Below are 15558 nucleotides of genomic sequence, written 5' to 3'. Positions count from 1 at the left end.
CCCTCACGAAGGAGCACATGATGACCACGATCTCTGCCATCGAGGCCAACAAGGCCGCCGCCCGGCGGTTCTACGACGAGGTGGTGTCCCAGGGCAAGCTCGAGGTGCTCGACGAGATCATCGCCGAGGACGGTCGCGACACCGCGGTCCCGGCCGGGAACATCAAGGGCCGGTCCGGATTCGTCGAGCACATCACCTGGCTGCGCGAGAATGTCGAAGGCGTGACCGCCACGGTCGACGATCTCATCGCCGAGGACGATCGGGTGGTCGTGTACTGGACCATCGACGGCGTACAGCGCGGTGAGATCTTCGGTGTGCCCGATAGCGGCGCGGGCCGCCGATTCACCGGGGTCAGCATCAGCACCATTCGCTTCCGGGACGGGCGCATCGTCGAATACGGGGTGCTGCCGGACCGGTACGGCATTGTCGCCCAGCTCGCCCGCTGAGCGAGCCCTCCGATACGACGAAGCCCGGCACGGATTTCCGTGCCGGGCTTCGCGTTCGAACGTGACGGATCAAATCCGCGGCTGCTCGAGAGTGTCGATCCAGGCGCGCAGTGCCCGCGCGGTCGTAGTGGCGTCCTCCTCGAGCACCGTGAAATGGTCACCCGGAATATCGTCGGTGCTGTGCGGTACCGGCCAGAACGCCCGCCAGTCCCGGGGTCCGTCGGTGCGGGTGCCCGGCAAGGGAGTTTCCGAGCGCAGCAGGTGAATCGGCGTGCGCACGGGGGTGGCCCGCCAATCCAGGAACACCCGGTTATAGGTGCCCATGGTGGTGAGCCGCTCGTCCTGCACCGCCAAATCGAACCGGTCGACGCGTGCGAGCATGCCGCCGATCATCGCCCCGGTCCACCACTCCATGCCGGGCTCCAGCGCCGCCTCGACCGGATAGCTGTCCACCAGTAACAGCCCGCGCGGCGCACGCCCCTCCGATTCGAGGGCGGCGGTGACCGCGTGCGCGACACACCCGCCCATGGAGCGGCCCAGCACCACGAACGGACGATCGCCGACCACCTCGATCAGCGCCTCGACGCCCAGTCGCACCAGGGTGTCGACCGAATCGGGCAGCTCATCGCTGCCCGCGGTGAATCCGGGCGCAGGCACCACGTACACATCGCGCTCACCGCGCAATTCCTGTGCCACACGGGAGTATTCGTGCGGCCCGGAGATCGCGCTCACCGCGGGGAACGCCACCACCACGGTCTCCCCCGGCCCTTCGGCGAGCCGGATCGGAGCCAGCGCGTGCCGTGCGCGGTCCGCAACGCCGAAGGTCGCGCGCGCGTGCGATGCGGCGATGAGCAATTGCGCGGCCTCGAAATGCTTTCCGGCATCGTGCATTGCGCGGTGGATCGCGGACAGGCCGGCGCTCGCGGCGGCCGCGACCGGAGCCGACTCCAGGCCGGTCCCGATCTGCCCACCGACGAATTCGACGATGGCCTGCGGAGTGGGATAGTCGAAGGTGAGGGTCGCGGGCAGCCGCAACCCCGTCACCCGCCCCAACCCATTGCGGAGTTCCACCGCACTGAGCGAATCGAGCCCGAGCTCGACCAGCGCCCGATCACCGGCGATCGACTCCGGAGACGGATGAGCCAGGGCCACACCGACTTCGGTGCGCACCAGATCCAGCAGTGCGCGCTCACGAGCCTCCCCGTCGAGCGCCGCGATCGCCCGCACCACCGATCCGGCATACGCCTCACGCGCCGCACTGCGCCGCCGCACCGGAACCAGCGACCGCAGCACCGGCGGCAGCACATCGGTCCGCCGCGCCAGCGCCCGCCCGTCGAACCCGGCCGCGACCACTAGAGCGGGGATGCGCGCAGCTCTGGCCGCAGCGTCGACCTCGGCTTCTCGGCTCCGGTTTTCTGCCGCATTTTCGGCAGGGCGGCCCGCCGCCGCGTCGAGCAGTGCCAGCGCGGTCGGGGTGGGCAGGGCGCGCAGCCCGTTTCTGGCGATCCGCGCGCGGTCGGCCGCCGAGAGCGCCGCGGTCGTACCGCTGGCGCGCTCCCACAGCCCCCAGGAGATGGAGACGGCGGGCAGTCCCAGCGAATGGCGTTGCACGGCAATCGCATCCAGTTCGGCATTGGCGGCGGTGTAGGCCGTCTGGCCGGGGCCACCCAGTTGTGCCGATACCGAGGAGAACAGCACGAACCGGGTCACGGTGGGGATTGTGCGGGTCAATGCGTCCAAGACGCGCGCACCGCCGCTCTTGGGGGCGGCGACCGCTGCGATTCGCTCGGGGGTGATGGTTTCGAAGAGTCCGTCGTCGATCAGGCCCGCCGCATGAATGACCGTGGTCAGTGGCCGATCATCCGGGATCGCCGCCACTGCCGTATCGAGTGCGGCGCGGTCGGACACGTCCAGGGCGGCGACTGTGACGGTGGCACCGGATGATTCGAGTTCGGCGACCAGTTCGGCCGCCTCCTCGGTGGCGGCGCCGCGACGGCCCACCAGCACCAGCGATCGCACCCCGTGCGCGCTGACCAGGTGGCGGGCGACCTCCCCACCGAGACCACCGAGACCACCGGTGATCAGCGTGGTACCCGTGGTGTCCCAGATCGAGATCCCCTCGGCGGCAGGCGGATCCCAGCGCCGCAGCCGGGGCACCGAGATGCGCCCGGCCCGGACCGCGGTCTGGGAATCCCCATCGCCCGCCACGGCCACGATCGCGGCAAGCGCGGACCAGGACTCGGGCGCCTCGTCGATATCGCTGAGCAGCAGTCGATCCGGATGTTCGGCCTGCACCGATCTGACCAGGCCCCACACCGCCGCAGCGGCAGGATCGGGTGCTTCGGTCTCGGCGACGGAAACCGCGCCATGAGTGAGCACGACCAGCGGAACCGCGACAGTGGCGGGATCGTCGAGCCACCGTCGCAGCACCGGTAGCAGTGCATCGACCTCGGCTACAGCGACTATCGCGGCACCGCCGGTGAAACCAGCTGCAACAGTGCCGGTCTCGGCCGCGGCGGGGTCACTTGCGGCGCTGTCGGCGAGTTCGGCCCGGTGGCCACCTGCGCGCAGGGCATCGAGCAGCTGTTGTGCACCGCCGCCGCCGTCGAGGATCAGCCAGCGGTCGGGTTCGGCGGAGGTCGTGAGTTCGGTCCAGGTGACCTCGAACAGGGCGTCACGCAATTCCGCACGGGCCGAGCGCAATTGGGTGGTCGATACCCTGCGCGCCACCAGGCTGTCGATACTGAGCACCGGCGCTCCGGCCGGGTCGGCGGCGTCGATGGCGACCGTGTCCGGGCCGGTCGAGGCGATGCGAACCCGCAGTGCCGCAGCGCCACCGGCGAATATCCGGACCCCGCTCCAGGCGAACGGGAGCCGGTTCTGACCGGGTGGCACGTCGGCCAACTCTCGTAGTGCGGGCAGGTGCACCGCAGCGTCCAGCAGTGCCGGGTGCACGGCGAAATCGTCCGCCGCCCCTGCCACCTCGGGTAGTTCCACCTCGACGAACAGCTCGCCCTCGCGCTCCCAGGCGCGCCGCAGTCCTTGGAAGGCAGGACCGTAGGCCAGACCGGTCTCCAACAGCGTGGGATAGATGCCCGACACGTCGACGGGATCGGCTCCCGGCGGCGGCCAGATACCGAGATCCGCTGTGCTCGTCGGATTCTCGGGACCGATCACCGCGCTCGCGTGCCTGGTCCAGGCATCGGCGGCACCGCCCGCAGGTCGCGAGTGGATCGTCACCGCGGAGGTGCCGTCGCCATTCGCGCTCACCGCTACCTGGAGGTCGACCACAGTGTCGCCGAGCACCAGTGGCGATTCCACGATCAGCTCCTCGATCGAAGGCAGCGCCGCTTCCTCACCGGCACGCGCCACCAGTTCGAGCAGTGCGGTGCCCGGCACGATGACCGTGCCCAGGACCGCGTGGTCGGCCAGCCACCGATGGGTGCGCAGGGACAACTGCCCGGTGAGCAGCAGCCGATCGCCGTCGGCCGCCGCGATCACCGCCGAGAGCAGCGGATGATCCAGCGCCGTCGCCCCGGCACCTGCGCCGGTACGCGCCCGAGTGACCGGTTCAGCCCAGAATCGCTGCGGTTGGAACGCGTAGGTGGGCAGCGCGATACGGGTGGCGGGCGGCACGATCTCGGCCCAGTCGACCCGGTGGCCGTGGGCGTACACGGTTCCGGCGGCGCTGAGCACAGTGGCGACCTCGGGGCGGCCGCCGCGCACCAGCGCCGTCACCGCCACCTGCTCCTCGGCCAGGGTCGCCGAGATCATCGGCGCGAGTACCGCATCGGCCCCGATCTCGAGGATGAGGCCGACACCCTGCGCGCGCATCGTGCGCACGGCGTCGGCGAAACGCACGGTGCCGCGCAGATGCCGGACCCAGTAGTCGGGATCGGCCAGCTCCGCCCGGCCGACCGGCGCACCGGTGCTGTCCGATACCAGCGTGACGCCATCGGGTTCGGCGAAGTCGAGTTCGGCTACCACACTGGCGAATTCGTCGAGGACGGGTTCCATGAGCGGTGAGTGGAAGGCGTGCGAGACCGCCAGCCGCTTGACCCGCCGCCCCGATCCGGTGAGCTCGGCGGCGACCGCCACCACCGCTTCCTCGGCCCCGGACACCACCACCGCGTTCGGCCCGTTGACCGCCGCGATCGACACCTGCGGCGAATCCTCCAGTGCCACAGCGGCACTGTCACCGGTGTGCACGACACAGCTCGCCCGCGCGGCAACCGTGTCGATGACCGCGCGCACCTGGGCTTCGGTGGCTTCGATCGCGACCATGGCGCCACCCGCGGGCAGCGCACCCATCAAGCGCGCACGGGCCGCGACCAGGCGTGCGGCGTCCTCGAGCGAGAGCGCTCCGGCTGCGTGCGCGGCCACGATTCCGCCGATGGAATGCCCTGCGACAGTGTCGATCTCGATGCCCCATGACACCAACAGCCGGTACAGCGCGGTCTCGAAGGCGAAGATCACCGGCTGGGTGTAGAGGGTCGAGTCAATGAGACCAGCGGTGCCCGGCGCGCCGAACGCGACCTCGCGCACCGAGTGCTCCACGGCCGCACCGAGATAGCGGTCCAGCGCAGCAGCTGCCGCGTCGAATGCCGCCGCGAACACCGGAAAACGTTCGTACAGCGCCGCTCCCGCACCGGCGCGCTGGCTGCCCTGCCCGGCGAACACGACGCCGACTCCCCCGCTCGCGTCCGTCGCGAGCACCGCTGCGGGGCTGACCCGTCCCTGCGCCACCGCATCCAGCGCCGCGACCAACTCGCCTCGTTCGATCGCGACGATGACCGCACGGGTGTCGTGCGCGACCCGATCCCGCACCAGAGCCGAAGCAATCGACGCGGGTTCGACGGTTGTGGCCGAGACGAATTCGGCGAGCCGCGCCGCCTGAGTACGCAGCCCGTCCACTCCATGGCCCGAGACCACGAACGGCAGCTGTCCGGCAGTCGCGGGCGCAGTCCCCGAATCAGGTGCGCTGACCTCCCCCAGCACGGTTCCCGCCTCCGGCACGGTTTCCGGTTCCGGCGCGATCCCAGCCGCCTCGTCCTGCGGCTCATCCACCGCTTGCTCGACGATCACGTGTGCGTTCGTGCCCGAGACCCCGAACGCGGAGACTCCCGCGCGCCGGGCGCGGCCGGTTTCGGGCCATTCGCGTGCCCGCGACAGCAGCTCGACGCTGCCTGATTCCCAATCCACGAGCGTGGACGGCGTTCCCAGATGCAAGGTTTCAGGCAGGTGCGCGTGCCGGAGGGCTTCGACGAGCTTGATCACGCCCGCTACTCCCGCCGCCGCTTGAGCGTGGCCGATATTGGATTTCAGGGAGCCCAACCACAAGGGTTCACCGGTGGTGCGTGATCCGTAGGTCGCCAGAATGGCCTGCGCCTCGATGGGGTCGCCGAGTACGGTGCCGGTGCCGTGCGCTTCGACCGCGTCGACATCGCCGACACCCAGACCGGCATCCGTGAGCGCCTCGCGGATCACCCGCTGTTGTGCGGGCCCATTGGGCGCGGTGAGTCCGTTGGACGCGCCGTCCTGATTGATCGCGGTGCCACGCACCACCGCCAGTACCTGATGGCCGTTGCGGCGGGCCTCGGAAAGTCGTTCCAGCAGCACGATTCCCACGCCTTCGGACCAGCCGGTGCCGTCCGCGTCATCGGAGAACGCCTTGCAACGGCCGTCCGGGGCCAGCCCGCGCTGGCGGGAGAACTCGGTGAACCCGATCGGGGTGGACATTACCGACGCGCCGCCCGCGACCGCGAGATCGATCTCGCCCGCCCGTAGCGCCCGCACCGCGAGGTGCAACGCCACCAGTGAGGACGAGCAGGCCGTATCGACGGTGACCGCCGGGCCCGCGAAACCGAAGGTGTAGGCGATCCGGCCCGACACCACGCTGCCGAGGTTGTTGATCGCGAGGTAGCCCTCGAGATCCTCGGGCACCGGATCCAGGCGCGAACCGTAGTCGTGACCGGCGAGTCCGGCGTATACACCGGTGCGACTGCCCTTGAACGCGTGCGGATCCAGGCCCGCGCGTTCGAACGCCTCCCAGGTCACGCGCAGTAACAGTCGCTGCTGCGGGTCCATCGACAGCGCCTCGCGGTGCGAGATGCCGAAGAAGTCCGGGTCGAATTCGGCTGCGCCGGTGAGGAATCCGCCCTGTCTGGCATAGGAGGTACCGGGCACGTCCGGATCCGGATCGTAGAGCGCCTCCAGATCCCAGCCACGATCGGCGGGGAAATCCCCGACCGCGTCACCGCCGCGCGTCACCAATTCCCAGAGTTCCTCGGGCGAGGACACCCCGCCCGGGAGCAGGCACGCGGTGCTCACGATGGCGATCGGTTCGCGCGAGCGGGCCTCGATCTCGTCGAGGCGCTGTTGCAGCCGCTGTTCCTTGGCGATGGAACGCTTGAGGTATTCACGGAGTTTGGCTTCGGTGGCCATCGTGCGTCAGTTCCTGTCTACCAGGTCGAATAGTTCGTCATCGGAGGCGGAGTCGAGGTCGAGCTCGGCCCCCGGTGCGGCGAGGCGATCGGCGAGCGCGCGCAGTCGGTCGGCAACGGCGTCGGTGTCGGCCGCGCCGTCGGTCAGTAGTTCCTCGAGCGCTCGCAGGGCATCATCGGCATCGATCGGCACGCCGCGATCCGCACCGCCCGCGCTGGGCAGGGCGGATGCGATGAAGTCGGCTACGGCCGCGGGCGCGGGGTGGTCGAAGATGAGCGTGGCGGGCAGTGCCAGTCCGGTCGCGGACCGCAATCGATTGCGAAGGTCGACCGCGGTCAACGAATCCAGGCCCAGTTCACGGAATGCGCGCGTGGCCGGAACATCCGCGGCACTACCGTGTTTGAGCACCGCAGCAGTCTCGGCACGCACCAGTTCCAGTACCGCACCGCGCCGCTCGGTCTCGTCGAGGCCGGAGAAACGATCCAGCACAACGGGACTCGTGGTCTCGGCGATCTCGCTCGGTGCACGACCGGGTCGGTCGCCACGGCGCGAGGCCGAACGGTCCGCGTCTATCCAGTACCTGCTGCGCTGGAAGGCATAGGTGGGCAGGTCGATTCGGCGGCCACGGCTGCGCAGCAGCGCCTCACCGTCAACGGCTAGGCCGCGGCTGACCGCCGTGGCCACCGAGAGCGCGACGCGCTGCGGACCGCCCTCATCGCGGCGCAGCGTGCCCACCACGACCGTGGCGGTCGTGTCCGTGTCGGCGATGGTCTCCTCGAGCACCGACGACAGCACCGGGTGCGGGCCGATTTCGACGAAGGCCCGGTACCCGTGTTCCAGAAGCAGTCGGGTGGCCTCCTCGAACCGCACTGTGCCGCGCAGGTTCTCGAACCAGTACTCCCCCGTCAACTCGGTACCGTCGAGCCACTCCGCCGACACCGTCGACAGGACAGGGACGGTCGCGGCCCTCGGCCGCACCGCCTCGAGTTCGGCGTTCAAGGTCGCGCGCAGGTCATCCATCTGCGCCGAGTGCGAGGCATAGTCGACCGCCACCCGTCGATTGCGCACTCCGTCGGCGTCCAGCCGGGCCAGCAGTTCCTCGATGGCATCCACCGCACCGGAGAGCACCACCGAGCTGGGGGAGTTCACCACGGCGACCGAAATCCGTCCGTCGTACTCCGCGACCAGTTCGGTGGCGGCTGTCGCGGACAACGAGACCGCCGCCATCGCACCCTGCCCAGCGTGCGCGGCGATCGCCCTACTGCGCAACGCGACCACCCGCGCGCCGTCCTCGAGCGAGAGTGCCCCCGCGATCACAGCCGCGGCGATCTCGCCCTGCGAGTGGCCGACCACCGCGTCCGGCCGCACACCGTGTGCGGCCCAGACCTCCGCGAGCGCGACCATGATCGCCCACAGCGCGGGCTGGACCACATCGACCCGATCGGTGTCGATATCGGCGCGCCCGAGCAGAACCTCGAGCACCGGCCAATCGACGAACGGCGTCAGCGCTCGCGCGCATTCCTCCAGCCGCTGCGCGAAAACCGGAGTGGTGCGGTACAACTCGTCCGCCATGCCCGGCCACTGACCACCTTGGCCGGGGAACACGAACACCGTCCGCCCGGTCACATCAGCGGTCCCGGTGACCACATGAGCGGGCAGCGCCGACCCCGAAGCGAGCGCCACGAGTCCTGCGCGCAGCTCGTCTGGGTCGCCCACGATCAACGCCCGCTCGGCAAGCGCCGTGCGCGAATCCCACAGCGTCCGTGCGATATCGACGTCGGTGAGTTCGTCCCTGGCCCGCAGATACGTCGCCAACGCAACCGCCTGCCCACGCAACGCGGCAGCGTCGTGCCCGGACAGCGCCCACACCACCGGTGGCTCCGATCCCGCAGCCTCGTAACCGGCTCCGAGCGCGGCGGACTTTCCTGCAGCCCCCGGACCGGAGCCGACGTCAGCCGCGGAAGGTTCGGCGATATCCACTGGTACCAAGTCGGATCCGAGCAACAGCGGTTGCGCGACATCCCGTGGTTCGGAGTCGGTTGCGAGTCCGGACGGCTCTTCGATGATGACGTGGGCGTTGGTGCCGCTCACGCCGAACGAGGAGATGCCCGCTCGGCGCGGGGTGGACTGCGGCTCCCAGGGCCGGGCCTCGGTCAGCAGGCGTACGGTGCCTGCGGTCCAGTCGACGTGCGGGGTGGGTTCGTCGATGTGCAGGGTTTGCGGTAGACGCCGATTGCGGAGCGCCAGAATCATTTTGATGATGCCCGCGCCACCGGCGGCGGCCTGGGTGTGGCCCACGTTCGATTTCAGCGAGCCCAGCCACAGTGGCTGATCCGGGTCGTGCTCGGCACCGTAGGTCGCGATGATCGCCTCGGCTTCGATCGGGTCGCCGAGCCTGGTGCCGGTTCCGTGCGCCTCCACCACGTCGACCTCGCTCGCACGCAGGCCCGCGTTGGCCAGTGCCTGTCGGATCACGCGCTGCTGGGCCGGACCGTTGGGTGCGGTAAGACCGCTGGACGCACCGTCCTGGTTGACCGCCGAGCCGCGCACCACGGCCAGCACCGGGTGGCCGGATCGCTGTGCGTCGGACAGTCTTTCGAGTACGAGCATGCTCACGCCTTCGGCCCAGCCGGTGCCGTCGGCGGCGGCCGCGAACGCCTTGCAACGGCCATCGGTGGCCAGTGCGCGCTGGCGCGAGAATTCCACGAAAGTGGCGGGGCTGGCCATGATCGCGACGCCGCCCGCCAGCGCCAGATCGCTCTCCCCCGAACGCAGTGACTGCGCCGCCAGATGCAGGGCCACCAGCGAGGATGAGCACGCGGTGTCGACGCTGAGCGCGGGCCCCTCGAATCCGAAGGTGTAGGCGATGCGACCGCTGGCGACGCTGCCCGCGCTGCCATTGACCAGGTAGCCCTCCAGATCGGCGGGGGCGTCCTGAATATGCGGGGCGTAATCGTGATACATGGTGCCCGCGAACACCCCGGTCCGACTGCCACGCAACGATGTCGGGTCGATGCCGGCGCGTTCCAGTGCCTCCCAACTCGTTTCGAGTAGCAACCGCTGCTGCGGGTCGGTGGCCAGAGCTTCGCGGGGCGAGATGCCGAACAGTCCCGCGTCGAAATCGGCCGCGCCCACGAGGAATCCACCGTGCCTGGTGTACGAGGTGCCCGGATGCTCGGGATCGGCGTCGTAGAGCGATTCCAGATCCCAGCCCCGGTCGCCCGGGAATTCGGCGATGGCGTCGCCACCGGTATCGAGCAATCGCCACAGCGCGTCGGGTGTTTCGATACCGCCGGGCAGGCGCAGTGCCATCCCCACGATCACGATCGGATCCGCCTCGGGGGTGTCCGCCGCCAGGGCTGCGGCAGGGGAGGTCTCGGTCGCCCCGGACAGCCGCGCGTGCAGCAGGTCCGCAATGGCCTGCGGCGTCGGGTGATCGAAGGTCAACGTGGCGGGCAGGCGCAACCCGGTCGCGGACGCGAGCCGGTTGCGCAATTCCACCGCGGTGAGCGAATCGAGTCCCAGCTCGGTCAGGGCGCGATCGCCGCGGATGCCGACGGGGTCCGGATGATCGAGTGCCACGGCGGCCTCACGGCGCACCACGTCCAGCAGCAGCGCCCGCTGGTCGTCGGCTGACCGCCCGGTCAACGCGGAGGACAGGCTCGAATCCGTCTCGCGCACGGTTGATTCCGCTCGACGGCGCTTCGTGCGCACCAAGCCCCGCAGCAGTGGCGGCACCTCGATACCGGGTCGATCGAACGCCGACAGGTCCAGAGGCGCGGGAACCAGCAGCGGGCTGTCGCGGTGGAACACGGCGGCGTCGAACAGATCCAATCCATGCTCGGCCGAGAGCGCGCGCACGCCCTGGCGGGCCAGTCGAGCCCGATCGGCGTCCGTGAGATGCGCTGTCACGCCGCTGGTTTCAGCCCACAGCCCCCAGGCCAGCGACACGGCGGGCAGCCCGTCCGCCTGCCTGCGGGCAGCGAGCGCGTCCAACCCGGTGTTGGCGGCAGCGTACGCTGCCTGCCCGGCCGTGCCCAGCAAGCCCGCGACCGAGGAGTACAACACGAACGCGGATAACTCGAGCTCCCGAGTCAGCTCATCGAGCAGTTGTGCCGCAGCCAGTTTCGGCGCGAGTACCGCATCGAACCGCTCATCGGAGAGGGTGTCGAGCACACCGTCGTCGACGATTCCCGCCGCATGCACCACGGCGGTGAGCGGATGCTCCGGAGTCACCGCGGCCAGCACCCGGGCAACGGTGTCACGGTCGGTGAGATCCGCCGACACCACCAATACCCGCGCGCCCAGCCCACGCAACTCTGCCGCCAGCTCCGAGGCACCGGGCGCACCGGCTCCCCTGCGACTGGCCAGAATCAGATGCCGAGCACCGTGGCGTTGGACCAGATGCCGTGCCAGCAGCGCGCCGAGACCACCGGTCCCACCGGTGATCAGCACGGTGCCTTCGGGATCCCACGTTCGAGATCCGACCTCGACAGGCTCGTCTACCAACCGAGATGCGGCGGCGACATGATCCGCGTGCACCGGCCGGGGCTCCGCGACGATGCTCGCGTGAGTCAACCGGGGAACGTAGGCGCGGCCCGCGCGGATCGCCAATTGCGGTTCGTCCCGGGTCGCGGTCAGCGCGCGTGGCAGGACGTGCCGGGATGCGGGGTCGTCGTCGGTGTCGACCACGGTGATCGTTCCGGCGCGTTCGGTGGCCGCGACGCGAGCCAAGCCCCAGATCGCGGCGGCATCGGGGTCGGGGCGGTCGCCGGGGGCAGCGGCGATGGCGTTGTGGGTGAGCAGGATTCGCTCGGCCGCGTCCGTCTCGCGCAGAACCGCCAGAGCGGCGTGTGCGGGGGCATCGAAGCCGTTGGAGTCCCATGCACGCTGCTCATCGAGTGGTGCCGCTTCCGGCAGTGGGTATTCGACCCATACCGTTTCGAAGAGGCCCTCGCGTGCCGGGGCGCGTTCGGCTTGGGCCGCGCGCAGGACCAGGGTGTCGACCGAGAGCACGGGTGCGCCGGTGGGGTCGGTGGCGAGTAAGTCGCTGAGCCCGTCGGCGGTGACGGTGAAGCTCACCCGCAGCGCGGTGGCTCCGGTGGAGTGCGCGCGGAATCCGTTCCACACGAAGGGGATTCGTGGTGCTTCTGCGTCGGGGGTGGTGATCGCGACCGGGTGCAGCGCGGCGTCGAACAGCGCGGGGTGCACGAGGTATCCCGCAGGGTCCGCGTGCCCGGATTCCGGTAGCGCTATCTCGGCGTAGCGGGTGTGCCCGCGCCGCCAGATGGCACGGACGCCTCGGAAGCTGGGGCCGTAGTCCAGACCTGCCGCCAACAGTCGCTGGTAGGCGTCGGTGAGGTCGACCGGTTCGGCATCGGCGGGCGGCCATGAATCGGGCACCGCCGCAACGAAACCCGTGTGAGAGCTGTTCAGTCTGCCGATCGCGTGCCTGGTCCACGGTGCGTCCGGGTCGGCGGGCGGGCGGGAGTGGATCTCGACGACGTGATGCTCCTCGACCCGCTGGGCGCTCACCTGGACCTCGACGCCGGACTCGGGGTTCAACACCAGCGGCGTCTCGATCACGAGTTCGTCGACCGCGTCGGCACCCACCGCGTCCGCGACATGCAATGCCAATTCCGCCAGCGCGGTCCCCGGTACGTAGATCCGCCCGGACACAACGTGGTCGGCCAGCCATGGCTGATCCACGATCGACAGCCGTCCGGTGGCGATGACTCCGTCACCGGAGGCGAGGCGCACGGTGGTCGCGAGCAGCGGATGTGCACCGTGGCTCGATTCGGTGACAGCGGTAGTGGTTGCCCAGAAGCGCTCGTATCGGAAAGCGTAGGTCGGCAAAGCAATTCGCCGCTGCTGCGGCACGATGGCGGTCCAGTCGACCCGGCGGCCGTTGGCGTGCACTGCCGCCGCCGCCGACAGCGCCGTGGCGCTCTCGTCGCGTCCGTTGCGGACCGCGGCGACCGCGACCCAGGGGTCGGGGTCATCGGCCAGGGTCGCGGACACCATCGGCGTGAGCACGGCGTCCGCGCCCAGCTCGACGATGATTCCGACACCCTCGGTCCGCAGCCCGGCGACCGCGTCCGCGAATCGCACGGTGCCGCGCAGATGCCGCACCCAGTAGGACGGCTCGGATAGCTCGGCGGCCGTGATCGGCGCACCGGTGACATCGGAAACCAGTGTGCGGACCAGTGGTTCGGTGACGGTCAGCCCCGCCACCACGTCGGCGAAGTCCGCGAGCACGGGATCCATTGCCGCGGAATGGAAGGCGTGCGACACCACCAGGCGCTTGACCCGGCTGCCCGATCCGGACAATCGCGCCGCGAGATCGAGCACCGGCGATTCGGCACCGGAGATCACCACAGCGCGCGGGCCATTCACAGCGGCGATCGAAACCGCCTCGCCCACACCGGCCTGCTCGATCGCCGTACGGATCTCAGCCTCGGTGGCCTCGACCGCCACCATCGCACCACCTCGGGGCAGCGCGCCCATCAACCGGCCCCGCGCGGCGACCAAGCGGGTGGCATCGGTCAGCGACAACGCGCCCGCCACATGCGCGGCCACCACACCGCCAATGGAATGCCCTGCGACCGTGGCGATCTCGATACCCCACGATTCCAGCAGCCGGAACAGTGCCACCTCGACGGCGAATATCACCGGCTGGGTGTAGGTGGTGTCGTCGATCAGCCCTTCGGTGCCCGGCGCGCCGAAGGCCACCTCTCTGATCGAGAACCGCACCGCCGCACCGAGCTGCTCATCGAGCAGGGCCACCGTCGCGTCGAAGGATTCCCGGAAGGCGGGAAACCGTTCGTAGAGTTGGCGTCCCACGCCCGCGCGCTGGCTGCCCTGCCCGCCGAACACCACACCCACCGCACCGGTAGCACCCCCGCTGACCGTGACCCCGGCCCCCGGTGTCCCGTTCGCCAGCGCGGACAAACCCGCGATCAGCCGGTCACGATCGGCGGCCGTGACCACGGCCCGAGCCCCGAAGGTGACGCGGTCGCGGATCAACGCCGACGCAATACGACCGAGATCCGCATCGCCGCTCTCTCCGAAATGACGTGCCAGCGTGTCAGCTTGCGCACGTAGGGCAGCCTCCGAGGTCCCCGAGATCAGGAACGGCAACACATGACCCGGCGACTTCGATTCCGGCGCTGCGATGTCGTCGGTCCGGTCGACTGGCGAGACCTGTTGTGACGCGACGGAATCGGTAGTACGACCACCTGTAGATTCGGTGGAGGCGTTGGAATCGATGGCCTGTTCGAGAATTACGTGGGCATTCGTGCCCGAGACTCCGAACGCCGAGACGCCCGCGCGCAGCGGCCTGCCCGGGGATGGCCAGGCACGCGACCGGGTTACCAGCTCGACCTGCCCGGCGGTCCAATCCACCAGGGTGGAGGGCTTTTCCGCGTGCAGGGTCGCGGGTAGTGACCTGTGGCGCAGTGCCAGGACCATCTTGATGACTCCGGCCACGCCCGCGGCGGCCTGGGTGTGGCCGATATTGGACTTCACCGCGCCCAGCAGGAGTGGCTCGGCGCGGTGGCGCCCGTAGGTCGCCAGGAGTGCCTGGGCCTCGATCGGATCGCCGAGTTCGGTTCCGGTGCCATGCGCTTCGACCGCGTCCACTTCGGACGCGCTCACTCCGGCGTCGGTGAGCGCTTCGCGAATCACCTGCTGCTGGGCGGGACCGTTGGGCGCGGTCAGGCCGTTGGACGCACCGTCCTGATTGACCGCGCTGCCCCGAATCACCGCGAGCACCTCATGGCCGAGCCTGCGGGCGTCCGAAAGCCGCTCCACCAGAAGCACTCCCGCGCCTTCGCCCCAGCCGGTACCGTCCGCGCCGTCGGCGAACGCCTTGCAGCGCCCGTCCACCGACAGTCCGCGTTGGCGGGAGAACTCGACGAAGATCGCCGGGGTCGACATGATCGTCGCGCCGCCCGCGACGGCGAAGTCCACCTCACCCGCCCGCAGCGCTCGCACCGCGAGGTGCAGCGCCACCAGGGACGACGAGCACGCCGTGTCGACGGTCAGGGCTGGGCCCTCGAACCCCAGTGTGTAGGCGATGCGCCCGGACAGCACGCTGGCCGCCGTGCCGGTGACCAGGTAGCCCTCCACACCGGCGGGCACCTTGCCACTGCCGGTCACGTAGTCCTGGCCGTTGGTGCCGACGTAGACACCTGTGCGGCTGCCGCGCAGCGAACGCGGATCGATGCCCGCACATTCGAAGGCCTCCCAGGTGGTGTGCAGGAGAAGTCGCTGCTGCGGATCCATCGCCAAGGCCTCGCGCCGGGAGATACCGAAGAACTCCGGATCGAAATCGGCTGCGCTGTCGATGAATCCACCGTGTCGGGTGTAGGCCGTGCCAGGATGGTCGGGATCGGCGTGATAGAGGTTCTCCAGATCCCACCCGCGATCGTCCGGGAACTCCGATAGCGCGTCCCGGCCCGCACTGAGCAGGTCCCAGAATCGTTCCGGGGTATCGGCCCCACCCGGGAATCGGCAGCCGAGCGCCACGATCGCGATCGGTTCCTGCTGTGCGGCGGTGACCTCCTGCAATTGCTGCCGGGTCTTGTACAGTTCCTCGCTCACCCGGCGCAGCAGGTGCCGGATCTTGTCGTCGCCCGTGGCGTCGTCAATAGCGTTCACAGCGGTG

General features: G+C 69.8%; 3 protein-coding genes. 1 reads left to right on the top strand and 2 read right to left on the bottom strand.

Translation table 11 applies throughout. The features are described 5' to 3' along the window. The first annotated feature begins 20 nt into the window (after positions 1–20). Positions 21–446, top strand: a complete 426-nt coding sequence (locus ACFC0O_RS13075; protein WP_364645690.1) for an ester cyclase — start codon at positions 21–23, stop codon at positions 444–446. 69 nt (positions 447–515) lie between these two features. Here the strand turns inward: ACFC0O_RS13075 and ACFC0O_RS13070 are convergent, their stop codons facing one another. Beyond that, entirely contained in the window at positions 516–6890 is a 6375-nt protein-coding gene (locus tag ACFC0O_RS13070; RefSeq protein WP_375956969.1) for a type I polyketide synthase, read from the bottom strand. Between the two features lie 6 nt (positions 6891–6896). Further along, on the bottom strand, positions 6897–15551 hold the full coding sequence (locus ACFC0O_RS13065; RefSeq protein ID WP_375956966.1) for an SDR family NAD(P)-dependent oxidoreductase: 8655 nt from the start codon (positions 15549–15551) through the stop codon (positions 6897–6899). Positions 15552–15558 lie beyond the last annotated feature (7 nt).

The sequence above is a fragment of the Nocardia sp. NPDC056100 genome (genome assembly GCF_042266325.1).
Classification (GTDB): Bacteria; Actinomycetota; Actinomycetes; order Mycobacteriales; family Mycobacteriaceae; genus Nocardia.
This window is presented reverse-complemented; position numbering and strand designations above follow the sequence as displayed.